The following is a 23,162-nucleotide window of genomic DNA, read 5'->3' as shown; positions in this document are numbered from 1 at the left end:
AGCTCACCTTCTCGGCGCGGCGAGCCGAGTCGGCTCGGCGCTGGCGAGTTCGGCGAGCTTGGCACGTGCCGCCTCATGGGTGCGGCCGTCCTTGCCGGGCGGCAGCGCCAGCGCGGCCTCGAAATCGGCCCGTGCGTCGTCGGTCTGGCCGCGGGCGAGGAATGCAAAGCCGCGGTCGAGGCGGGCCTGCGCGTCCGAGGGGTCGAGGCGGACCGCCGTGTTGTAGCTCAGGATGGCGCGGTCGAGATCGCCTTTGGCGGCGAGCGCGAGACCGCGCTGGTGATAGGGCGCGGCGAGCTTGGGGTCATGCGCGATCACCTCGTCATAATCCGCAATCGCAAGCTCCAGATCACCGTTCTGCCGGCGCGCCAGCGCGCGGTCTCGATAGAGTGAGGCGCGGTTGGGATTGAGATGAATGGCCTCATCGAAATCGGCGATCGCCCGCCTGAAGTCGCCATGGCGCAGCGCGATCCGTCCGCGCCCCTCATAGGCGAACGCGATCAGCGAGCCGCGCAGCGGCGAGAAGCCGATCACGGCCGAGCAGATGTCGGGATCGTCCTCGTCGCCGCAATTGACGACCATGTGCGTGGACAGCCCAATAAGCACGCAAAGGACGATCAGCAATGGTACGGCAGCTCTGGTCATCTTCGACGGTGACCGGCAGAGGGCCGGTCACGCATCCCCTTTCGAAGAAGTGGTCTCGCCGGGATGTTAACACCGGCGCCGGGGATCCTGTGTGCGCCAGGTCACAAAACAGAGCGCAATTTCCAGCCGGTGTGCCGCATCAGCCCCAAGGACCGCGCGAAGAGGAGCGGCCCCACGGGCTTCGCGGCGGATAGTTCTCGTTAGCGCCGAGCGACGGCGCTGACCGCGCGCCGAGTTCGGCCGCGAGCTGTTGAAGCGCCGCGATGCGGTTCTGGGTCGAGGGATGCGTGGCGAACAGATTGTCGACGCCGTGGCCCGACAGCGGATTGATGATGAACATGTGCGCGGTCGCGGGATTCCGCTCCGCCTCGAAGTTCGGCACCTGATGCGCGGCGCCCTCGATCTTCACCAACGCGGACGCCAGCCACATCGGCTGTCCCACGATGCGCGCACCGAGATTGTCGGCGGCATATTCGCGGGTGCGGCTGATCGCCATCTGCACCAGCATGGCGCCGAGCGGGGCAAGGATCATCATCAGGATCGAGCCGACGATGCCCAGACCGTTGTTGTTGTCGCGATTGCCGCCGAAAAACATGCCAAACTGCGCCAGCATAGAGATCGCGCCGGCGATCGTCGCGGTGATCGTCATCAGAAGCGTGTCGTGATGTTTGATATGCGCCAGCTCGTGCGCGATCACGCCGGCGAGCTCCTCGCGGCTGAGCTGGTTCACCAGGCCGGTGGTGACGGCCACCGCGGCGTTCTCCGGGTTGCGGCCGGTCGCGAACGCGTTGGGCTGAGCCTCGTCCATCAGGAACACGCGCGGCATCGGCAGGCCGGCGCGGCCCGCAAGCTCGGCGACGAGGCCGACCAACTCCGGCGCGCTGGCACGGTCGACCTCATGGGCGCCGTACATCGAGAGCACCATGCGGTCAGAGTTCCAGTAGGTGAAGAGATTGGTCGCGGCGGCAATGACGAGCGCGATCATGGCGCCCGAGGCACCGCCGATCAGATACCCCACGCCCATGAACAGGGCAGTGAGGCCTGCGAGCAGCATTGCGGTACGAAGATAGTTCATGGCCGTCTCCTGGCGCGGCCGCGGGCGAGCCTCTGGCCGGCTCCAACGAGGTATGAATGCTGCCTGTGACCGCAAGGTTCGTGCGTCGCCCGGCCGCAGATCGATGGCAGTGCGGCCAGCCTTTCCCCCGCCCCTAAACCTTGACGGAGATTTACGCAAAAACACACGTGGGCGCTTAGCAACCTGGAAAGCGCAGCATTGGCTTAATCCGCGCTCACCGGGCACGGCGCACGGTTCTTGTGCATTGACCGGTTCCGTTGGCATCCCGTCAGCAAGGTGACCGCCATGATGGACCGCTCACGCGCCGCTTCCGTCGACCCCGCATCCACTCCCTCCCCTCACGAGAGCAAGACTGACGCGAAGGGCTTGCAGGAGGCGCTGTACGAGCAGATGTTCGCCAATGACGAGCCCGGCCACGCGCCCGATGCGCAAACGGCGCCGGAACCGCCGCCGCGCTGGCCCCATCTGCGGCGCGGGGCCAAGATTGCCATCGGGCTCGCCATCATCGCAGTGTTCGGCTGGCTGCCGCTACGCGCGATCTGGGAGAATTCGAGCGTCGAGGCGGTGCTGAATTCCCGGCTCGTCACCTTGCGTACGCCGATCGGCGGCCGTGTGGCAGCTGCGCAGCGCATCACCGACCAGACCAAGCTCGACGCGGGAACCGTGGTCCTGCGCGTCGTGAATTCGCGCAGCGATCGCACCCGGCTCGACGATCTCCGGCGGCAGAAATCGCGCCTTGAAAACGAGCGGCCGAGCCTTGCTGCCAAGCTTGCCTCGGCCCAGGCCGCACAAAAGGATCTTGCGCGGCAGGCGACGCAATTCCGCGACGGACGCGTGCTCCAGCTCGAGGCGCGCATTGCGGAGATCCAGACCTCGATCGAGGCGGCCGCCGCGCGGCGCGACGAGGCCAGCGCCGCCGTCGACCGCGCCTCCTCGCTAGCGAAATCCGGCAACGTTTCGACCGTCGAGCTGGCGCGTCTGACGCGCGAGCTCTCGGTGTCACAGCAGACCGAACTCGGTGCGCGCAAGCGGCTGGACGCCACCAAGGTGGAGCTCGCCGCGGCACAGAACGGCTCGTTCCTCGGCGACAGCTACAACGACCGGCCAAGCTCGGTGCAGCGCGAGGAAGAGATGCGCCAGCGCGCCAGCGACCTCGAAGCCGACCTCGCACGAATCGACACCGAGATCTCCTGGCTCGCCAACGAGCTCATCGTCGAAGAGGTCCGCTTCGCGGATCTCTCAGAGGCCAACATCACGACACCGGTCACAGGGCGGGTCTGGGAGATGATGACCTCGCCGGGCGAGGACGTGCAGGCCGGCCAGCCCCTGCTCAAGGTGCTCGATTGCAGCGGCGCCGTCATCACTGCCAACGTCACCGAAAACGTCTACAACCACCTGCAGCTCGGCGACCGCGCCACCTTCGAGCCGAATGACGGCGGCGAGCCGATCTCCGGCACCGTGATCAATCTGACCGGCGCCGCCGGCGCGCCCGCCAATCTCGCGATCAATCCGGATGCGCTGAGCAAGGAGCCCTATCGCGTGACCGTGGCATCACGCGACGCTGCGGCCCGCGCTTGCACCGTGGGGCGCACCGGCCGCGTCGTGTTCGCCCGGCATGAGACCACGCCGTGACGACGGCGCTGACGCCTGGCCTGATTGCGCTCGGCGCCTTCATGGCGATCGTGCCGCTGCTCAGGCGCGACAGCACGATGGCTCGCTCGCTGCTGGCCGTCATGTCGGTGGCGTTGCTGCTGCGCTATCTCTATTGGCGGGTCACGGCGACGCTCCCGCCGCCGCATCTGACTGTTGATGCGGTGATCGGCTATCCCTTCATGCTGCTGGAGGCGGCCTCGCTGGTCGCAGTCGCGTTGTCCCTGCTGTTCCTGAGCCGGACGCTCGATCGCACGGGCGCGGCGAGGATCGATGGCCGTGCCACCGACCCGCGCGCGCCGTTGATCGACGTCTTCATCTGCACCTACAACGAGGAACGATCGATCCTCGAGCGCACGATCATCGGCGCGACCGGCATGGCGTACGGCAACTACCGCGTCTGGGTGCTCGACGATGGCCGACGGCCCTGGCTGGGGCGCCTTTCGCGCGAGCTCGGCTGCCATTATCTCACGCGGCCCGACAACCACCACGCCAAGGCCGGCAACATCAACCATGCGCTCAGGCATGTCGGCGCGCTGCCGGAGCGGCCCGACTTCGTGGCCATCCTCGACGCGGACTTCGTGCCGCGGCCCGACTTCCTCGCGCGCACCATCTCGCTCATGGACGATGCTTCGGTCGGCGTGGTGCAGACGCCGCAGCACTTCATCAATCCCGACCCGATCCAGACCAACCTTGCCGCGACTGACGTCTGGCCCGACGAGCAACGCTTCTTCTTCGACATCCTGCTGCCGGCGAAAGACGCCTGGGGGGTCGCGTTTTGCTGCGGCACCTCATCCCTCATTCGCTATACCGGACTGGTGCAGATCGGCGGGTTTCCGACTGACTCGGTGACCGAAGACTACCTCGTCACCCTGCGCCTGAAGGAACGCGGCCTCAACACGATCTATCTCAACGAGCGCCTGACGATCGGGCTCGCGCCGGAAGGCCTGAAGGAATACATCACCCAGCGCGCCCGCTGGTGTCTCGGCTTGATGCAGATCGTGCGCGGCCGCAGCGGACCACTCTCGCGGGACTCAAGGCTGCCCTTGATCGATCGGCTCTCGCTGATCGACGCCTTCATGAGCTGGGCCGCGGTCTACCCATCGAAGGTGGCCGGCCTCGTGGTGCCCTGGCTGTTCCTGCTGTTCGGAATCAAGGCGGTCCGGGCCGATCTCACCGAATTATTGCGCGTCTTCCTGCCGTTCTATGTCTGGAATGGTCTCAGCATGGCCTGGCTGTCGCGCGGCCGTTCGCTCGCCATGATGACGGACGTCTCGCAGCTCATCGCCGCGCCCGCCGTGCTCAAGGCGGTTGCGGCCGGCCTGTTGAAGCCGAAAGGTCACAAATTCAAGGTCACCGCGAAAGGCGGCGACCGCGACAGACGATTCGTCGAATGGCCGCTGCTGCGGCTCTATGGCACCGCCCTTCTCATCACGCTCTCGGCCATCGCCTATGCCTTCATCCTGCACCTTCGCGGCGAGAACATCGCTTATGGCGGACTGGCGCTGGCCTGGAGCCTTTACAACGCGCTCATTCTCACCGTGGTCTGCTTCGTCTGCATCGAGCAGCCGCGCAAGCGCAAGGCGGAGCGGTTCAATCGCAATGAACCGGTCCTGCTGCGCCAGGATGGCCGGTCGCATCTCGCGCGGCTCGCCGACATCTCCATCACCGGCGCCCGACTGATCGATCCCGATCGGCCGGCGCCCGGAAGCACGATCGAATGCCGGATCTATGGCCGCTCGATCGCGGCGATCGTGGTGCGATGGACTGCGGATGGATTCGCCGTGCGCTTCGAGGAAGGCATGGATACGCGCGTGCATGCGATCAGGGCGTTCTATGCCGGCGAATATGTTCGGGCCTATCGGGGCGTGAGGGCGCTGCCGGTCGGCAAGGCGCTGCTGCTGCGGCTGTTCGGCTAGGCCTCGTGCGACGCCCGCTCGTATTCCCTGGGCTGACGGGGCATGGAAAGGGCGGCAAGGAAGGATGGCCTGAGGCCATCACTTCGCCTAGACTTCTGTCGAATCCACGCCTGCCCCTTCCCCGCCGGAACCCCCATGGTCCAGACCCGATTTCTGATCGCGGCCGTCGCGCTCCTCGCATGCTCCGCCACCGCCTCGGCCCAAATGCTTCCACCTCCCGCCAAGCCCGCAGTGCCGAAGGCTCCCTCGCCGCGCGCGGCGTCGTGCCACAATGGCGCGAGCTTCGATCGCTTCCTGGCCGACGTGAAGCAACAGGCGATGGCTGCGGGCGTATCGCAGCGCACGATCGCGGAGGCTTCGCCCTATCTCATCTACGACCAGGGCATCGTGAACCGTGACCGCGGCCAGCGTGTGTTTGGCCAGCTCTTCACCGAATTTGCCGGCCGCATGGCCGCGCCCTATCGCATGCAGAACGGCCAGCAGCACATCAAGCAATACGCGGCCGCATTCGCGCGCGCCGAGAAGGAATATGGCGTGCCGCCGGCCGTCATCGCCGCGTTCTGGGGGCTGGAAAGCGATTTCGGCGCCAACATGGGCAACCTGCCGACGCTGAAATCGCTGGTGTCGCTCGCGTATGATTGCCGCCGCTCGGAGATGTTCGTCAACGAGACCATCGCCGCGCTGAAGATCATCGACCGCGGCGATCTGCATCCCGACGAGATGATCGGCTCCTGGGCCGGTGAGCTCGGGCAGACGCAGTTCCTGCCCGTGCATTACGTCAACTACGCCGTCGACTATGACGGCGACGGGCGGCGCGACCTATTGCGCTCGGGAGCCGACGTGATCGGCTCGACCGCGAATTACATCGCCAACGGATTGAAGTGGCGGCGCGGCGAGCCGTGGCTGGAGGAGATCAAGGTGCCGCCAAACCTGCCGTGGGACAAGACCGATCTCAACGTGCGGGAGCCGCGCTCGACATGGGCGCAGCTCGGAGTCACCTACCCTGACGGACGTCCGCTGCCGAACGACAATCTCGCCGCCTCCGTGCTGCTGCCGATGGGACGCTTTGGGCCGGCGTTCATGGCCTACCCGAATTTCGCGGCTTATACCGAATGGAATAACTCGCTGATCTACTCGACCACGGCAGGCTATCTCGCCTCGCGCATCGCTGGCGCCCGGCCGATGCGCAAGCCAACGGCGCCGGTGGCGCAGCTGCCGTTCAACGAGCTCAAGGAATTGCAGCAGCTCCTGGTGAGTGCCGGCTTCAATGTCGGCAAGATCGATGGCGTGCTGGGCCAGCAGAGCCGCGCGGCCGTCAAGGCGATGCAGATCAAGCACGGTCTGCCGGCCGATTCCTGGCCGACCACGGAGCTCTTGGCCCGCATGCGCGGCGGCACGGCGCAGGCGCAGCCGGCGGGCATGGTGAGATAAGAGAGCCTAACTCGCCGTCATGCCCCGCCACCGGGTCTCCTTTTTCGGCGAGCCCGATGACAGGCTCCGGCCGGCCATCCAGTACGCCGCAGCGCCTCTGCCCAATCACAATCGTCTCGGAGTACGGGATCGTCCGCCTTCGCGCGGCATGACAGCGAGAGATGTGGCGGCTAAAGCACCACGAGCCATCGAAGGAGAATTTTCGCATCGCACAAGCTGCTTCCGCGATTGTATTTTTCCATGACGTTCCCATGTGAGTCGCTCAGGTTTTCTCCTGAGATTCCCTCCCATTGAAGCGAGCATCACATGTCCTTCTACGACGCCGTCGTCCCCGCCTATTTGCAAATCCTGAACAGCCTCACCGGCCTGCTCACCAAGGCGGAGGCACATTGTGCGGCCAAAAAGATCGACCCCAGCGTCCTGCTCGGATCACGCCTGTTTCCGGACATGCTGCCGCTGTCGAAGCAGGTCCAGCTCGTCAGCGATTTCGCCGCCAAGGGCTGTGCCCGGCTCACCCATAGCGAGGTGCCCGCAACGCCCGACACCGAGACCAGCTTCGCAGAGCTGAAGCAGCGGCTGGCCAAGACCATCGATTACGTGAAGTCGTTCAAGCCCGAGCAGTTCGAAGGGGCCGACGTCAAGGACGTCACCTTCCCGGCCGGTCCGGACAAATCCATCACCATGAAGGGCCAGCAATTCCTGAGCTCGTTTTCGCTGCCGAACTTCTATTTCCACGCCACGACCGCCCATGGCATTTTGCGCCACAACGGCGTCGAAATCGGCAAGCGCGATTTCCTCGGCGCGAACTAACCTCGACAATGCAAGCGGCTGCGGCAGGAGATCGAATCTGCCGCCGCGGCCGAATTTGCACATGATCCATGCTGCGCAGAGCTCGCCGCGCAGCTCGCCTGCACTTTCCGTATGGCTCCTCCCTTGCGCCTGTTATCGCGATGCACAAGTGTTCGTGACCTCTCATTGCCTGGAAGCATTCCCATGAGCCGTCCGACCAAATTGTTTGCCTCCTACAAGCTCGGCCCGATCACGCTGGCCAATCGCCTGGTGATGGCGCCGCTGACGCGCAACCGTGCTGCGCCCGGCACGTTCGTACCTGGTCCGCTCGCGGCCGATTATTACGGCCAGCGCGCTTCCGCGGGGCTCCTGATCACCGAAGCGAGCCAGGTCTCGCAGCAGGGCCAGGGCTACCAGGACACGCCCGGCATCTATTCCAAAGACCAGGTGGCCGGCTGGCGCAAGGTCACCGACCGCGTCCATGAGCGCGGCGGCAAGATCTTCATCCAACTCTGGCATGTCGGCCGCATCTCGCATGTCGACCTCCAGGCGAATGGCGCAGCCCCCGTGGCGCCGAGCGCAATCCGCGCCAAGGGCAAGACCTTCGTCAACGGCGGCTTCGCCGACGTCTCCGAGCCGCGCGCGCTCGATCTGTCCGAAATTCCTGGGATCATCGACGACTTCAAGCGCGCCGCGAAGAATGCGCTCGAAGCCGGCTTCGACGGCGTCGAGATCCACGGCGCCAACGGCTATCTGCTCGATCAGTTCGCCAAGGACGGCGCCAACAAGCGAACCGACCCCTATGGTGGCTCCATCGAGAAACGTGCGCGGTTGATGCTTGAGGTCTCCAGAGCCGTCGCGGCTGAAGCCGGCAGCGATCGCACCGGCATTCGCATCTCACCGGTGACGCCTGCCAACGACATCTCCGACAGCAATCCGCAAGCTCTGTTCGATCACATCGTCGACGGTCTCAGCGCGCTCAAGCTGGTCTATCTCCACGTCGTCGAAGGCGCCACCGGCGGACCGCGGGACTTCGCACCGTTCGACTATGCGTCCTTGCGCAAGCGCTTTTCGGGCGCCTATATCGCCAATAACGGCTACGGCTTCGATCTCGCGAACAAGGTGCTGGACGCGAATGCGGCCGATCTCATCGCCTTCGGCAAGCCGTTCATCTCCAACCCCGACCTGGTCGAACGGCTGAAGCAGGGCGCGGCCCTGAACGACTGGGACAAGACCACGTTCTACGGCGGCGGCGCGAAAGGATACACGGACTATCCGACGCTCGCGGCTGAGCTGGCGGAGTAAGGCTGCGCCGTAGCCCCATTCTCCATCATTGCGAGGAGCGAAGCGACGAAGCAATCCAGACTGCCTCCGCGGAAAGACTCCGGCTTGCTTCGCGGAGCCTGTCATCGGGCCGCGCTTCGCGCGGACCCGGTGGCTCGCAGTGACGGTGCGGAGGCAGTGAGCCCAACTCACCAAAAAGAAAAAGGCCGGGATTGCTCCCGGCCTTCGTTGTTATGAGACGCTGCTTACTTCGCTTCCGCGCGCTTGGGCGGAGTGGCCGGCCACGACTTAATCAGGGTGTCGTAGTCGACCGTCTCGCCCTTCGGCTTCTCGTTGGCGAGCTTGCGCTGCGGAGCGATCGTGCCGTCCTTCTGGGCCTTGGCGAACCAGTATTCGGCCGATTCCTTCTTGTGCAGCTTGGGACCGCAGGCGCCCTGCACGCCGGACTTTTCGAGGCGCTCCATCACGGAGTCCTGGGCGGCCGCAAGGGCATCCATCGCCTGCTGCGGCGTCTTCGCACCGGACGACGCATCGCCGATGTTCTGCCACCAGAGCTGCGCGAGCTTCGGATAGTCGGGCACGTTGTTGCCGGTCGGGGTCCACTGCACGCGGGCGGGCGAGCGGTAGAACTCGATCAGGCCGCCGAGCTTCGGCGCACGTTCCGTAAAGGACTTGTCCCAGATGTCGGACTCACGGATGAAGGTGAGACCGACATGGCTCTTCTTCAGGCTCACCGACTTGGAGACGATGAACTGGAGATAGAGCCAGGCTGCCTTGCGGCGGTCCGGCGGAGTCGACTTCAGCAGCGTCGCGGAGCCGGCGTCCTGGTAACCGAGCTTCATGCCTTCCTTCCAGTAGGAGCCGTGCGGAGAGGGAGCCATGCGCCACTTCGGCGTACCGTCCGCATTCACGACCGGCAGACCCGGCTTCACCATGTCGGCGGTGAAGGCGGTATACCAGAAGATCTGCTGGGCGATATTGCCCTGCGCCGGCACCGGGCCAGCTTCGGAGAACGTCATGCCCTGCGCCTGCGGCGGCGCGTACTTCTTCAGCCACTCGAGATACTTGGTGATCGAGTAGACCGCGGCTGGACCGTTGGTGTCGCCACCACGTTCCACCGACGAGCCGACCGGACGGCAGCCTTCCATGCGGATGCCCCATTCGTCGACCGGCAGGCCGTTCGGAATGCCCTTGTCACCGTTGCCGGCCATAGACAGCCAGGCGTCGGTGAAGCGCCATCCGAGCGAGGGGTCCTTCTTGCCATAGTCCATATGGCCGTAGACCTTGACGCCGTTGATCTCCTTGATGTCGTTGGTGAAGAACTCGGCGATGTCCTCATACGCGGACCAGTTCACGGGCACGCCGAGCTCGTAGCCATACTTCGCCTTGAACTTGGCCTTGTAGTCGGGATTGGTGAACCAGTCGTAGCGGAACCAATAGAGGTTGGCGAACTGCTGGTCGGGAAGCTGATAGAGCTTGCCGTCCGGCCCGGTAGTGAATGACTTGCCGATGAAGTCATTGACGTCGAGCATGGGATCGGTGACGTCCTTGCCCTCGCCGGCCATGTAGTCCGACAGCACGATGGTCTGGCCGTAACGGAAATGCGTGCCGATCAGGTCGCTATCGTTGATCCAGCCGTCATAGACGTTCTTGCCGGACTGCATCTGGGTCTGGAGCTTCTCGACGACGTCACCCTCCTGGATAAGGTCGTGCTTGAGCTTGATGCCGGTGATCTCGGAGAACGCCTTGGCCAGCGTCTGCGCTTCATATTCGTGTGTCGTGATGGTCTCGGAGACGACGTTGATCTCCATGTTCTTGAAGGGCTCGGCGGCCTTGGCAAACCACTCCAGCTCCTTCTTCTGGTCTTCCTTCGACAGCGTCGAGGGCTGGAATTCCGCGATCCACTTCTGGATTACGGCGTCATCGGCGGCGCGAACCGGCGCCGAGACGGCGAACGACACCGCAACAATCGCGGCGACGCTGGACATGGTCGTAAAGCTATTCCTGGTCAATGGACCTTTCCTTCTCCTAAACTGCCGCATGTTATTCCTCCGTTGCAGCGACAAACTTTTATACAGGCCCGGGTTGGTCCCGGATCTGGCCGTCCCTTCGCCAGCTTCAGACCGTGCGAAAAATAAGCGCGGCCATGACCAGCGAAATTCCACTTGCGAGCCACAGGTTCGAAATCTCAAAACCTTCCTCGCCGACCGGCAGCGTGGCGATCGCATCGGTGCCGACGAGGCCGATCCACACGAGGTGAATGACGGCGGCCGCGATCAGCGAGATGAACAGGCGGTCGCCGCGCGTGGTCGGAATGCTGAGCACGCCGACGCGCTCGGCCTCGGGATAGACCGCGGCAAGCCACGTCATCACCGCCAGCGTGCAGGCGAGCGCTGCGAAGAAGATCGCGGTCGGCAACGTCCAGGCCATCCATGCAATGGATTCCATATGAGCCTCCCTAGACCCGGCCAAGCGCGAAACCGCGCGCGATATAGTTGCGGACGAACCAGATCACGAGCGCGCCCGGAATGATGGTGAGCACGCCGGCGGCGGCCAGCAGGCCCCAGTCCATGCCGGCGGCCGACACCGTGCGCGTCATGATCGCGGCGATGGGCTTGGTCTGCACCGAGGTCAGCGTGCGCGCGAGCAAGAGCTCGACCCATGAGAACATGAAGCAGAAGAAGGCGGCGACGCCGATGCCGCTCGCAATCAGCGGCACCAGGATCTTGATGAAGAAGCGTGGGAAGGAATAGCCGTCGAGGAAGGCGGTCTCGTCGATCTCGCGCGGCACGCCGGAGACGAAGCCTTCCAGGATCCACACCGCCAGCGGAACGTTGAAGATGCAGTGCGCGAGCGCGACCGCCCAGGGCGTATCGAACAGGCCGATCGCCGAATAGAGGTTGAAGAACGGCAGCGCATAAACCGCGGCCGGCGCCATGCGGTTCGACAACAGCCAGAAGAACAGGTGCTTGTCGCCGAGGAAGCGGTAGCGCGAGAAGGCGTAGGCCGCCGGCAGCGCCACCGCGATCGAGATGACGGTGTTGAGGACGACGTATTCCAGCGAGTTGATGTAGCCGGAGTACCAGCTCTCGTCGGTGAAGATGCGCTTGTAGTGCTGGAGCGTCGGGGTATGCGGCCACAGCGTCATTGTCGAGACGATCTCGCTGTTGGTCTTGAAGCTCATGTTGACGAGCCAGTAGATCGGCAGCAGCAGAAAGATCAGGAACAGCCCCATGATGAGGCGGCGGCCGGGGATCGAATGCATCAGGCCACTCCTTCCTTTGGCTTAAGCGCGGGCACGGGCTTGGGCCGGGCCGACGGCTTGGACTCAATCGCCGGCTCGCTCTCTGCCTGGACTTTGCGTTCGACGCCGGCATTGGTCATGACGGTATAGAAGATCCAGCAGACGATCAGGATGATCAGATTGTAGACCAGCGACAGCGCGGCGGCCTTTCCGAGGTCAAACTGGCCGAGCGCGATCTTGACCAGCTCGATCGACACGAAGGTCGTCGAGTTGCCCGGCCCGCCGCCGGTGACGACGAAGGGCTCGGTATAGATCATGAAGCTGTCCATGAAGCGCAGCAGCACCGCGATCAAGAGCACGCGGTTCATCTTCGGCAGCTGGATCGCCTTGAAAACGGCCCAGCGCGAGGCGCCGTCGATCTGGGCGGCCTGGTAATAGGCTTCGGGAATCGACTTCAGACCGGCGTAACAGAGCAGCGCAACGAGGCTGGTCCAGTGCCAGACATCCATCACGATGACCGTGACCCAGGCGTCGATGTCGTTGGAGACGTAATTGTAGTCGAAGCCCGCGGCGTTGAGAGCATAGCCGAGCAGGCCGATGTCGGGGCGGCCGAAGATCTGCCAGATCGTGCCGACCACGTTCCACGGAATCAGCAGCGGCAGCGCGAGGATGACGAGGCAGGCCGCAACCGTCCAGCCCTCGCGCGGCATCGACAGCGCGACGACGATGCCAAGCGGCACCTCGATGGCGAGGATCACCAGCGAGAAAAACAAATTGCGGCCGAGCGAAGCGAGAAAGCGGCCGCCGAGATCGGTCGAGGGATCGAGCAGCTCCTTGAACCAGCCGACACCGTTCCAGAAGAACTGGTTGTTGCCGAAGGTGTCCTGCATCGAATAGTTCACCACGGTCATCAGCGGCAGCACCGCCGAGAAGGCGACGACCAGGAACACCGGCAGCACCAGGAACCAGGCTTTTTGGTTGACGATCTTGTCCATCAGGCGGCTCCCTCCACCAGAAGGCTGTCGGCATAGACGTGGACATGGGACGGATCGAATTTCAGCCCCGCATTGCCGTCCGGGCTGGTGAATCCGCCGGGGGCGCGCGCGGCGAGCTTTGCGTCGCCGAGCCGCGCCCGCGCGAAACGGATGCGGCCGAGATCGTCGATGCGCTCGATCTTTGCGGTGAGCAGACCGGGCGCGGGCGCGACGACCTCGACGAATTCGGGGCGGACGCCGATCTCGATCTTGGCGCCCGAAGGCAAATTGTCGTAGCTGCGGTTGAGCGCGATGACGTGCCCACCGATCCGCGCCTCGCGTCCCCTCACCTCCGCCGGCAGGATGTTCATGCCAGGCGAGCCGATGAAGTAGCCGACGAACGTATGGGCAGGCTTGTCGAACAGTTCGGCCGGCGTGCCGCTCTGCACCACGCGGCCGTCATGCATGACGACTACAGTGTCGGCGAAGGTCAGCGCCTCGGTCTGGTCATGGGTGACGTAGATCATCGTGAGGTCGAGCTCGCGATGCAGCGCCTTCAGCTTGGAGCGGAGCTGCCATTTCAGCTCGGGATCGATCACGGTCAGCGGCTCGTCGAACAGCACTGCGGCGACGTCCGAGCGAACCAGGCCGCGGCCGAGCGAGATCTTCTGCTTGGCGTCGGCCGTGAGCCGCGTCGCCTTGCGGTTCAGATAGGGTTCGAGATCGAGCAGGCGGCCGATCTCGGCGACGCGCCTGTCGATCTCGGCCTTCGGCACGCCGCGGTTCTTCAGCGGAAACGCCAGGTTCTGCCCCACCGTCATGGTGTCGTAGATCACCGGAAACTGGAACACCTGGGCGATGTTGCGCTTCTGGGTTGACAATGGTGTGATGTCCACCCCGTCGAACATGATCTTTCCGCGCGAGGGCGTGATGATGCCGGAGATGACGTTGAGCAGCGTGGTCTTGCCGCAGCCGGACGGGCCGAGCAGCGCATAGGCGCCGCCCTGCCGCCAGGTCATGGTCACAGGCTTCAGCGCAAAGCTTTCCGGCGGCGCATTATTGCCGCCATAGGAGTGCGCGAGATCGACGAGGTCAATGCGGGCCATGGCGCATCTCCCTCAGGAGCTTTTTCTGTTTGACGCGTTTTCTTCACGCGAACCGCCACGCAATTCGCTTGAAAACGCTATGCCAGGTGCGGCGACCAGACGGTCGGCCGCATCGAACACGAAGACATCATTGGGATCGAGCACGGCATCCAGGGTCTGGCCCGGCTCGAACTCGTGCACGCCGTGCAGGACCGCCACCCAGTTCGAACCCTCGCGGGTCAGATGCACGAAACTCTCCGAACCGGTGATCTCGGTCACCGTCACCGTGGCGTGGAAGGCGTGGCGGTCGGCCTCGCCATTGGCAAGCCCGAGCTGATGCGCGCGGAAGCCGACGCGATAGGCGCCGTCGGCAAGGCCAGCATAGAGCCCCGAGGCCGGCGAGGCCGTGCCGCCGGCATATTGCACGGAGCCATTTCGCTTATCGATACCGACGAGATTGAGCGGCGGATCCGAAAACACCTGCGCGACGCGCAGCGTCCGCGGGCGGCGGTAGACGTTGGATGTCTCGCCCATCTGAAGCGCCTGGCCCTCCCACATGCACACGGTGTTGCCACCTAGCAGCAGCGCCTCCGTCGGCTCGGTGGTGGCGTAGATGAAGATCGCGCCGGAGGCCTCGAAGATGCGCGGCAGCTCGGCGCGCAGCTCCTCGCGGAGTTTGTAGTCGAGATTGGCGAGCGGCTCGTCGAGCAGCACGAGATCGGCGCCCTTGACCAGCGCGCGCGCAATCGCGGTACGCTGCTGCTGGCCGCCCGAGAGTTGGAGCGGAGTTCGCTTCAGGAACGGCTCGAGGCGGAGCAGCTTTGCAGCCTCCGCGACACGCGCCTTGATCTCGTCGCGCGGCTTGCCTTGCACGCGCAGGGGCGAGGCGATGTTCTCATAAACCGTGAGCGAGGGGTAATTGATGAATTGCTGATAGACCATCGCGACCGAGCGTTGGCGCACGTCGGCGCCGGTGACGTCCTTGCCGCCCACCAGCACCCTGCCCGTGGTCGGCTTGTCGAGGCCGGCGAGCAGCCGCATGATCGAGGTCTTGCCCGACAGCGTCGGGCCGAGCAGTACGTTGAGGGTACCGCTCTCGAACGTCAGCGAGACATCGCGGATGTGCGGGACGCCCTCGACAGTCCGGGTCACGTGGTCGAGCGTCACTGTCATGAGCGTCCTCCTGCTTCCAGCAGGGGAGTTTGCGGCACGGCGTGGGCCCTGATCCAGTCGTCAAGCGCGGCGATCTCGTCGGCAGATAGTCGCAGGCCGAGCTTGGACCGGCGCCAGACGACGTCCTCGGCGGTGACCGCCCATTCATTCGCCATGAGATAGCGGACCTCGCGCTCGGTCAGCGTCGCACCAAAGGACCGGCCGAGATCGGCGGTCGATTTCGCATCGCCGAGCAGCTTGATGGCACGGGTGCCATAGGCGCGGGCGAGGCGCCGGGCATGCTCATGGCTGAGGAAGGGATAGCCGCGCTGGAGCTCCGCGATCAGGCCGTCGATGTCGGATACGTTCATGTCGCCGCCGGGCAGCGGCCATTTGCCGGTCCAGCCCTCGCGCGCTTTCGCGCTGCGAAGATAGGGCGCCAGCCGTTCCAGCGCCTCTTCGGCGAGTCGGCGGTAGGTCGTGATCTTGCCACCATAGATCGACAGCAGCGGCACGCCGCCGGGCGTATCGAGCTCGAACACGTAGTCGCGGGTCGCGGCCTTGGCCTCGCTGGCGCCGTCGTCATAGAGCGGGCGTACGCCGGAATAGGTCCAGACCACGTCGTCGGACGTCACCGGCTTAGCCAGGTATTCGCTCGCCGCCGTGCAGAGATATTGAATCTCCTCGGCTGTCGCCTTCACCTTAGCGGGATCGCCATCATAGTCGCGGTCGGTGGTGCCGATCAGCGTGAAATCGTCCTGGTACGGAATCACGAAGATGATGCGGCCGTCGGCGTTCTGGAACATGTAGGCGCGGTCGTGGTCGTAGAGCTTCTTCACCACGATGTGCGAGCCCTGCACCAGACGCACCTTGGCCTTCGCATTGAGGCCGGCGCCGCGGCCGAGCACGTCCTCGACCCAGGGACCGCCGGCATTGACCAGCGCGCGCGCCTGGATCGACGAGCGCTCGCCGGTCAGCGTGTTGATCATGCCGACGGTCCAGACGCCGTCGGACTGACGAATCTCGGTGGCGCGGGTGCGGGTGCGGATCTCGGCACCCTTGTCGGCGGCATCGCGCGCATTGAGCACGACGAGGCGGGCGTCGTCGACGAAGCAGTCGGAATATTCGAACGCGCGGCTGTAGCGGTTCGGGATCAGCGGGCGACCGACCTCGTCACGCCGGAGATCCACCGAGCGGGTCGCGGGCAGCAAGTGACGGCCGCCGATGTGGTCATAAAGGAAAAGGCCGAGCCGCAGCAGCCAGGCCGGGCGCAGGCCGGCGTGATGCGGCAGGACGAATCTCAGCGGGCGGATGATGTGGGGCGCGATGCCCCAGAGGATCTCGCGTTCGATCAAGGCCTCTCGGACCAAGCGAAATTCGTAATATTCGAGATAGCGCAGCCCGCCATGCACCAGCTTGGTCGACCAAGACGACGTCCCGCTCGCCAAATCGTTCATTTCGCACAGGAAAACCGTGTTGCCGCGGCCCACCGCGTCGCGCGCGATGCCACAGCCATTCACACCGCCTCCGATGATGGCGAGGTCGAAAATACGCTCCAACAGACGCATCCCCCGGCGACCGCCCGTTCATCGAGCGGCAACTTTCGTTTTTGATTAGATCACACCGCAAAACGAAAGCAAGATGAAAGAGAAGCGAGAGGAAATGAACGAGGAACTTTTTCAACCACGATGGAGTGGGGAAATCAGCAGGAGAACGGACAGATGTACGGGCAAGCAGCTCGATTAAGGAGCAGCTAGTGCGGCTCCGTGAACCAACGCGCTTATTGACTTGAATGTAGCAACATCTCTACATAGATCTCGTGAGCAGAGCATCGAATGGCTTGGACGCACAGATGGTCGTGACCACCCTGACCAGCCGGGAATTCAATCAGGATACGAGCCGCGCCAAGAAAGCGGCCTCGCACGGACCTGTCTTCATTACCGATCGCGGCCGCCCGGCCCATGTCCTGCTGACCATCGAGGACTATTTGCGCTTGAGCGGCGGGCACATGAACCTTGCCGAAGCTCTGGCACAGGCGAACGCGGACTTCGATTTCGAACCGCCTCGGATGACCGGCGGCGTCTCTAGGCCCGCTGATCTCGACTGATGTTTCTGCTGGACACCAATGTCATTTCCGAACTGAGGCGGCCGGACAAGGCCGATCGCAATGTCCTCGCCTGGGCCAATGCTGTGCCTGCGGCGAATTTTTTCATGTCCGCCATCTCGATTCGTGAGATTGAACTTGGTGCGCGCCTGATCGAGCGCAAAGACGCGGTGCAAGGTGCCGTCCTGCGTGCCTGGATCAACGATCACATTCTGGCCCGGTTCGAGGGACGGATTCTGGCGATCGACACGGCCGTGGCGCAGCGTTGCGCGCAACTGCATGTTCCGAACCCGCCGGCCGAACGCGACGCCCTTATTGCTGCGACCGCACTTGTTCACGGCTTAACGGTCGTTACGCGCAATGTGGGAGATTTCGAACCTACGGGCGTGACGCTGCTGAACCCGTGGAGCGCACCTAAATCTTAGCGCAACCGCATCACCGGCACTGCTTCAGGCGCGGCATCCTGCGCATCGGCCTGCGTCTCATCGATCTCCCTCGCCTCCTTCGGCATGGCTTCGACCACCTCGATGCCCTTGCTGTGACAGATGGTGGCGAGGCGCTCGGGCAGCTCCTGGTCGGTGACGAAGGTCTGTATCTGGCTGATGTGGGCGATCCGCACCGGCGCGCTGCGGCGGAGCTTTGTGGAATCGGCGACCAGCATGACGCTGCGAGCATTGGCGATGATCGCCTGCGCCACCTGCACCTCGCGATAGTCGAAGTCGAGCAGCGCGCCCTCTTCATCGATCGCGGACGCCCCGATGATGGCGTAATCGACCTTGAACTGGCCGATTAGCTGCGTCGCGGTCGAGCCGACCACCGCGCCGTCGGCGCGCCGCACCGTGCCGCCGGCGACCACCACCTCGATGCGGGGATGGCGGTAGAGCAGCATGGCGACGTTGAGATTGTTGGTGATGACGAGCAGATCCTCGTGCGAGGTCAGCGCGCTCGCGACCTCCTCCGTCGTGGTGCCGATGTTGATGAAGAGCGAGCAGCCGTTCGGGATCAGCGAGGCGGCAGCAGCGCCGATCGCCTTCTTCTCGTCGGCGGCGACGAAGCGGCGCGCCTCGTAGGCGAGATTTTCAACGCCCGAGGCGATGATGGCGCCGCCATGGATGCGGGTCAGCGATCTCCGCTCGCAGAGATCGTTGAGATCCTTGCGGATGGTCTGCGCCGACACCTCGAACCGGCGCGCGAGTTCCTCGACCATGACGCGGCCTGAGGCCCGCGCGAGGTTGAGGATTTCGGCTTGGCGATGGGTCAGTCCGGTCACGGCAAGAGCCTCAAATCAGAACGATGCATGGTGCGGCGGTTCGCGCGTTCGGTCAATGCGGGAGACGATCACGGTTAACGGACTGCCTCAACACGCCATCGCGGCGGCTAGGCGCGCGAGCAGCTCCGGATCGTCGTAGGCGCGCGCGGACGCGACCGCGCCCGCGGCAACAAGGTCTGCATGGCTGAGGGTGGTGCGCATGCCGATGGTCGGGATGCCGGCCGCCGCGGCCGATTGCACGCCGGAGCGTGAGTCCTCGAACGCGATCGACGCCTCTGCGCTGGCGCCGACGAAACGCAGTCCTTCCTGATAGGGCAGCGGATGCGGCTTGCCGTGCGGCAGCTCGTCGCCGATCACGATTGCCTTGAACCGCTCGGTGATGCCGAGGCCCGAGAGCAGCAGCTCGGCGTTGAGGCGCGGCGCGTTGGTCACGGCCACCATGGGAATGCCGGCGGCATCCGCACGGTCGAGCAGCGCCATCAGCCCCGGTATCGGCACGATCTGCCCGGCCACCAGATCACGAAAGATCGCCTCCTTCTCGCCGAGGATTGCGAGGCGCCGTTCCGGCGATTCGTCCGGCAGAAATCGCTCCTCGATCGACACATTGGAAAAGCCCTGAAGCTCGCGCTTGAAGCGCTCATCGTCCACCACATGGCCGCGCGGGGCGAACACGCGGTGAAAGGCTTCGCGATGAAGCGGATCCGTATCGGCCAGCGTCCCGTCAATGTCGAACAGTAACGCCCTGCCCATCGCTTGCCTTTTGGCCTCGATCATTTCCGTACTTCCCAAGTGCGTGGCGCATCAATGCGAAAGACGTATCAATACGGCCTCGATTGCGCAATGACGCGTCCACATCACGACAATGCGGCACTCGACAAAGTCGCGCGCGGCTGCAACACTCGTGGCAAGATCAAAAAGGAGGAAACGATGATGATCAACCGACGCGATTTGGCTCTATCGACTCTCGCCGTCTCCGCGCTTGCTCTCGCGGCACCGGCACTGGCCGCTTCAGCGGACGAAGAGGCCGTGGCGAAGAAGGTGGAGGCCTTCCGCCTCGCCCAGATCGCAGCGGATCCTAAGGCGCTCGGCGCACTCTGCGCGGAGGAGCTCAGCTACAGCCATTCCAGCGGCAAGGTCGAGGACAAGGCGACCTTCATCACCAATGCGACCGACGGCAAGTCGAAATTCCTCTCGATCGAATACAAGGACCCGACCATCAAGGTCGTCGGTCCCGCCGCGATCGTGCGCTTCCACTGGCTCGGCGAACAGGAGATGGCGGCCGATGGGAAGAAAGTATCGACCAACCTCCACATCCTGATGAACTGGCAGAAGCAGGGCGACGAGTGGAAGCTGCTGTCGCGGGCGGCGACGAAGTTGTGATGACGTTCCAACCCTCTCCCCTTGCGGGCGAGGGTGGTTCGCGGCGGAGCGGCGAGACGGGTGAGCGGTCTCCATCCACGAAACGAACCTCCCACTTCTGCGTTTGCGGAGCCGATCCTGATCCGGCGCTTCGCACCACCTTCTCCCGCAAGGAGAAAGGAGGAGCAGCGGTGTGGGCGGTAAAAATTTCCGACCACGCTTCGCGCGTCAAAATTACCAGCGCCAGGCGCTTACGCCGCCTCCTTCACCTCGCCGTTCACAAGCTTGCGCGCGGCGCGCTCGGCTTCGCGGGCATTGCGGAAGAGTTGACCTTCGAGGCGGTTGAAGCGGTCGGATGAGGCGAAGAAACAGTAGCCTCCCTGAGAACGAACGACGATACCTGCGGTCTGCGAATTGACTTCGATGATGTAGCTGTCCGGCATGGCCCGTGGATTCCTCAGTGCGGGCAAATAACGGCATTCCTGCCCAAAGGTTCCGCGGGCATTTGAGGCCGTTTCCACCCCGAATCGACACGCAATTGAGTACGCTAGGACCTCATCCGTTTTATGACTGGTTCTTGGCGAAGACGCGACGCGATGACTTAGTCGCGCCGCGTTTGCGGTGCTTGCCACGTCTTCGTGAGATGAGCCAGAGAGTCGCGCGATTACGTCGCGATCGTCGTGTCGGTCGCGCGAACCGCCTGCGGGCGGCCGTGCTCGTCGATCGAGACGTAGGTAAAGTTGCCATCGGTGACGAGGAACGGATGCTCCTCACCGCGCCGCAGCGCCCAGGCTTCCAGATGCACGGTGAGCGAGGTACGACCCACCCGTACGAGATTGGCGTAGACGGATACGAGATCACCGACATAGACCGCTTTGCGAAAATTCATCGCTTCGATCGCGACGGTCACCGTGCGCGACTTCGCGACTTTCGAGGCGAACACGCCGCCGCCCACATCCATCTGGCTGAGCAGCCAGCCGCCGAAGATGTCGCCATTCGCGTTGGTGTCGGCGGGCATCGCCAGAGTACGAATACAGAGATCCCCGCGCGGTCCGGTGGCGGCGTGTTCACTCATATCTCTCTCACTTGAAACTGTTCCACCCCGGATCGGGCGCAAAGCGCTCGCCGAATCGCTCGGCCAGTGCGCGCAAGCTGGATACGACATTTTCCACGCCGCGCGTGCGCGCATAGTTCAACGGACCGCCACGGAACGGTGCATAGCCGGTGCCGAAGATGAGGGCGCCGTCGACCGCGTCGGCGTCGTCGACGACGCCTTCGCGCAGCGCGGCGACGCAGACGTTGGACATCGGCAGCACCAGGCGGTCGATCATCTGGTCGGTGACGCGCGGACCGGTCTCGGGAAGCTGTGCCTTCTCCGCCTCGCCCTCCTTCCAGACATAAAAGCCCTTGCCGGTCTTGCGGCCGAGCTCACCCTTGGCGACCTTCTCGCGCAGCCAGGCCGGCGTCGGCGGCAGCAGATCGCCGAACTTGGTGCGCAGCATGTCGCCGACATCGAGACAGATGTCGAGCCCGACCTGGTCGGCCAGCTCGATCGGTCCCATCGGCATGCCGAACTGCTCGGCCGCGGCGTCGATCAGGCGTTGGTCGATCTTCTCGTCCAGCATCACCATGGCTTCCAGCATGTACGGCGTCAGCGCGCGATTGACGAGGAAGCCGGGCGAGCTCTTCACGGGCAGCGGCAGGCGGTCAATCGCGCCGACGAAGGCGAGCGCCTCTTTCAGCACTTGCGGGTCGTTGCCGTCATGGCTGACGACCTCGACCAGTTGCAGCCGCGACACCGGATTGAAGAAATGCAGGCCGACCAGCCGATCCGGCCGCGCCAGCGTTGTTCGCAAGTCCTGTAGCGGAATGCTCGACGTGTTGGTCGCAAGGATCGCGCCGGGCTTCATCCGCGGCTCGAGGCCGGCATAGACCTTCTGCTTCAGCTCGAGCTTCTCCGGCACGGCCTCGATGATGAGATCGGCGTTGCGTACGCCTTCTCCGTCCATGTCGGGAATGAGGCGATCGAGTGCGTCGCGCACGTCGGTCGGCTTGCGAATGATCTTGCCGTAGAGTTCGGCCGCGCGCTTCGCCGCGCCGGCGATCGGCTCCGGCTTCATGTCGGCCAGCGAGACGCGCATCCCCTGGCCCGCGCACCAGGCCGCGATGTCACCGCCCATGGCGCCGGCGCCGATGACATGCACATGCTTGACGGCATTGCCGCTGCCCGCCGCCTTCTTCATCTGCTCGCGCAGGAAGAAGACCCGGATCAGGTTCTGCGCGGTCGGCGTCACCATCAGCTTGGCGAACGAGCCCTGTTCGGCTTTCAGCATCGAGGCCTTGCTGCCGCCGTGGGTCTCCCAGAGATCGATCAGCGCGTAGGGCGCCGGATAATGCTCACGAGATGCCGCCTTCGCCGCCTGCGAGCGCATGCGTCTGGCGAGCAGCCCGCGCACGAGGCCGACATTCGCCGCGCGAACCAGCAAGCCCGGCCGCGCCCGCTTCAGACGTCCGAACAGCGCATCCTTCACGGCATTGTGGACGTGGCGCTCCTGCGTGACGGTGTCGACGAGGCCGAGCGATCTGGCGCGGCGCGCATCGATGGTGCGGCCGGTCAGCATCAGGGCCATCGACTGGATCGGATTGACCAGCGCGGTGAAGCGCGCGGTGCCGCCGAGGCCTGGATGAAGGCCGAGCATCACCTCCGGGAAGCCGAAGCGCGCCCCCTCGATGGCGATGCGCGCCTGACAGGCGAGCGCGACCTCGAGCCCGCCGCCGAGGCAGAAGCCGTGGATGACCGCCACCGTCGGCAACCTCAAGGCTTCCAGGTGATCGATTACGGCATGCGCGGACCGGATGCGTGTCTCCACCATCTCAGGATCGGACGCGCCGCGAAATTCGTTGACGTCGGCGCCGGCAATGAAGCCGGACGGCTTTGCCGAGCGGATCACGAGGCCGGCGGGACGCTCGGTCTCGATCGCCGCAAGCACGGCATCGAACTCCTCCATCACATCCGAGGACAGCGTGTTGGCGCTCGCCTCGGCGCGGTCGAACAGCAGCCAGGCGACACCATCGGCATCGCGCGTCAGCTTGAAGTGCTTGTAGGGACTGTCTGTCCCAGGCTTGGGCCCGAGCTCCAGCACGCGGTCGCCAAGCGCGGTCATGATCTTGGAATCCATGG

Annotated in this window: 22 protein-coding genes; 8 read left to right on the top strand and 14 right to left on the bottom strand. The window is 64.4% G+C overall.

The annotated features are described in order from the left end of the window. Positions 1-3 precede the first annotated feature (3 nt). Together IVA92_RS10445 and htpX are read right to left on the bottom strand one after the other, a co-directional pair. Positions 4-645, bottom strand: coding sequence for a tetratricopeptide repeat protein (locus tag IVA92_RS10445; RefSeq protein WP_247279586.1), 642 nt, complete (start codon positions 643-645; stop codon positions 4-6). Positions 646-784: 139 nt separating this feature from the next. Beyond that, positions 785-1,720, bottom strand: coding sequence for a zinc metalloprotease HtpX (gene htpX / locus IVA92_RS10440; RefSeq protein WP_247279585.1), 936 nt, complete (start codon positions 1,718-1,720; stop codon positions 785-787). A 285-nt stretch (positions 1,721-2,005) separates the two neighbouring features. On the opposite strand from htpX, the gene IVA92_RS10435 reads away from it, so the two are divergent. From IVA92_RS10435 to IVA92_RS10415, 5 genes are all read left to right on the top strand, one after another. Beyond that, complete coding sequence (locus tag IVA92_RS10435) at positions 2,006-3,352, top strand: HlyD family secretion protein (RefSeq protein ID WP_247279584.1); 1,347 nt, start codon at positions 2,006-2,008, stop codon at positions 3,350-3,352. After that, positions 3,349-5,289 (top strand): glycosyltransferase, encoded by a 1,941-nt coding sequence (locus IVA92_RS10430; RefSeq protein ID WP_247279583.1) that lies wholly within the window; start codon positions 3,349-3,351, stop codon positions 5,287-5,289. The genes IVA92_RS10435 and IVA92_RS10430 overlap by 4 nt, the downstream gene beginning before the upstream one ends. A gap of 135 nt (positions 5,290-5,424) precedes the next feature. After that, positions 5,425-6,720, top strand: a complete 1,296-nt coding sequence (locus tag IVA92_RS10425) for a lytic murein transglycosylase (RefSeq protein WP_247279582.1) — start codon at positions 5,425-5,427, stop codon at positions 6,718-6,720. Between the two features lie 306 nt (positions 6,721-7,026). Further along, positions 7,027-7,530 carry a DUF1993 domain-containing protein gene (locus tag IVA92_RS10420; RefSeq protein WP_247279581.1) on the top strand — a complete coding sequence of 168 codons (504 nt, stop codon included), beginning with the start codon at positions 7,027-7,029 and terminating at the stop codon, positions 7,528-7,530. A 183-nt stretch (positions 7,531-7,713) separates the two neighbouring features. Beyond that, complete coding sequence (locus IVA92_RS10415) at positions 7,714-8,814, top strand: alkene reductase (protein WP_247279580.1); 1,101 nt, start codon at positions 7,714-7,716, stop codon at positions 8,812-8,814. Positions 8,815-9,038: 224 nt separating this feature from the next. Here the strand turns inward: IVA92_RS10415 and IVA92_RS10410 are convergent, their stop codons facing one another. From IVA92_RS10410 to glpD, 7 genes are all read right to left on the bottom strand, one after another. Further along, complete coding sequence (locus IVA92_RS10410) at positions 9,039-10,781, bottom strand: ABC transporter substrate-binding protein (RefSeq protein WP_247279676.1); 1,743 nt, start codon at positions 10,779-10,781, stop codon at positions 9,039-9,041. Positions 10,782-10,911: 130 nt separating this feature from the next. Continuing rightward, positions 10,912-11,241 carry a DUF2160 domain-containing protein gene (locus IVA92_RS10405; RefSeq protein ID WP_247279579.1) on the bottom strand — a complete coding sequence of 110 codons (330 nt, stop codon included), beginning with the start codon at positions 11,239-11,241 and terminating at the stop codon, positions 10,912-10,914. Between the two features lie 10 nt (positions 11,242-11,251). Then, positions 11,252-12,058, bottom strand: coding sequence for a carbohydrate ABC transporter permease (locus IVA92_RS10400; protein WP_247279578.1), 807 nt, complete (start codon positions 12,056-12,058; stop codon positions 11,252-11,254). After that, the gene (locus IVA92_RS10395) at positions 12,058-13,032 is read right to left on the bottom strand and encodes a sugar ABC transporter permease (protein WP_247279577.1); all 975 of its coding nucleotides are present in this window, start codon (positions 13,030-13,032) and stop codon (positions 12,058-12,060) included. The genes IVA92_RS10400 and IVA92_RS10395 overlap by 1 nt, the downstream gene beginning before the upstream one ends. Further along, positions 13,032-14,117: an ABC transporter ATP-binding protein gene (locus tag IVA92_RS10390; protein ID WP_247279576.1), complete on the bottom strand. Its 1,086-nt coding sequence runs from the start codon at positions 14,115-14,117 to the stop codon at positions 13,032-13,034. The genes IVA92_RS10395 and IVA92_RS10390 overlap by 1 nt, the downstream gene beginning before the upstream one ends. A gap of 12 nt (positions 14,118-14,129) precedes the next feature. Beyond that, positions 14,130-15,269, bottom strand: coding sequence for an ABC transporter ATP-binding protein (locus IVA92_RS10385; RefSeq protein ID WP_247279575.1), 1,140 nt, complete (start codon positions 15,267-15,269; stop codon positions 14,130-14,132). Beyond that, on the bottom strand, positions 15,266-16,816 hold the full coding sequence (gene glpD / locus IVA92_RS10380) for a glycerol-3-phosphate dehydrogenase (RefSeq protein WP_247279574.1): 1,551 nt from the start codon (positions 16,814-16,816) through the stop codon (positions 15,266-15,268). Before glpD ends, IVA92_RS10385 begins: the two co-directional genes overlap by 4 nt. Before the next feature lie 284 nt (positions 16,817-17,100). On the opposite strand from glpD, the gene IVA92_RS10375 reads away from it, so the two are divergent. Further along, the gene (locus IVA92_RS10375; RefSeq protein WP_247279573.1) at positions 17,101-17,355 is read left to right on the top strand and encodes a type II toxin-antitoxin system Phd/YefM family antitoxin; all 255 of its coding nucleotides are present in this window, start codon (positions 17,101-17,103) and stop codon (positions 17,353-17,355) included. Further along, positions 17,355-17,777, top strand: coding sequence for a type II toxin-antitoxin system VapC family toxin (locus IVA92_RS10370; protein WP_247279572.1), 423 nt, complete (start codon positions 17,355-17,357; stop codon positions 17,775-17,777). The genes IVA92_RS10375 and IVA92_RS10370 overlap by 1 nt, the downstream gene beginning before the upstream one ends. On the opposite strand, the gene IVA92_RS10365 is transcribed toward IVA92_RS10370, so the two are convergent. Further along, entirely contained in the window at positions 17,774-18,622 is an 849-nt protein-coding gene (locus IVA92_RS10365) for a DeoR/GlpR family DNA-binding transcription regulator (RefSeq protein WP_247279571.1), read from the bottom strand. The genes IVA92_RS10370 and IVA92_RS10365 overlap by 4 nt on opposite strands. A gap of 87 nt (positions 18,623-18,709) precedes the next feature. After that, positions 18,710-19,396 carry an HAD-IA family hydrolase gene (locus IVA92_RS10360; protein WP_247279570.1) on the bottom strand — a complete coding sequence of 229 codons (687 nt, stop codon included), beginning with the start codon at positions 19,394-19,396 and terminating at the stop codon, positions 18,710-18,712. 153 nt (positions 19,397-19,549) lie between these two features. Between IVA92_RS10360 and IVA92_RS10355 the strand changes: the two genes are divergently transcribed. Beyond that, positions 19,550-20,002 carry a nuclear transport factor 2 family protein gene (locus IVA92_RS10355; RefSeq protein ID WP_247279569.1) on the top strand — a complete coding sequence of 151 codons (453 nt, stop codon included), beginning with the start codon at positions 19,550-19,552 and terminating at the stop codon, positions 20,000-20,002. Positions 20,003-20,232: 230 nt separating this feature from the next. Here IVA92_RS10355 and IVA92_RS10350 read toward each other — a convergent pair whose 3' ends face one another. The 3 genes from IVA92_RS10350 to IVA92_RS10340 form a co-directional block, all read right to left on the bottom strand. Further along, a complete protein-coding gene (locus IVA92_RS10350) occupies positions 20,233-20,424 on the bottom strand; it encodes a hypothetical protein (protein WP_247279568.1) in 192 nt (63 codons plus the stop codon). Positions 20,425-20,645: 221 nt separating this feature from the next. Beyond that, the gene (locus IVA92_RS10345; RefSeq protein ID WP_247279567.1) at positions 20,646-21,056 is read right to left on the bottom strand and encodes an acyl-CoA thioesterase; all 411 of its coding nucleotides are present in this window, start codon (positions 21,054-21,056) and stop codon (positions 20,646-20,648) included. A gap of 7 nt (positions 21,057-21,063) precedes the next feature. Continuing rightward, the gene (locus tag IVA92_RS10340; protein ID WP_247279566.1) at positions 21,064-23,160 is read right to left on the bottom strand and encodes a 3-hydroxyacyl-CoA dehydrogenase NAD-binding domain-containing protein; all 2,097 of its coding nucleotides are present in this window, start codon (positions 23,158-23,160) and stop codon (positions 21,064-21,066) included. Positions 23,161-23,162: the final 2 nt, after the last annotated feature.

This window comes from Bradyrhizobium sp. 154 (genome assembly GCF_023073875.1).
In the GTDB taxonomy this organism is placed as follows: Bacteria; Pseudomonadota; Alphaproteobacteria; order Rhizobiales; family Xanthobacteraceae; genus Bradyrhizobium.
Note: the sequence above shows the minus strand (reverse complement) of the source record. Positions and strands in the feature narration are given on the sequence as shown.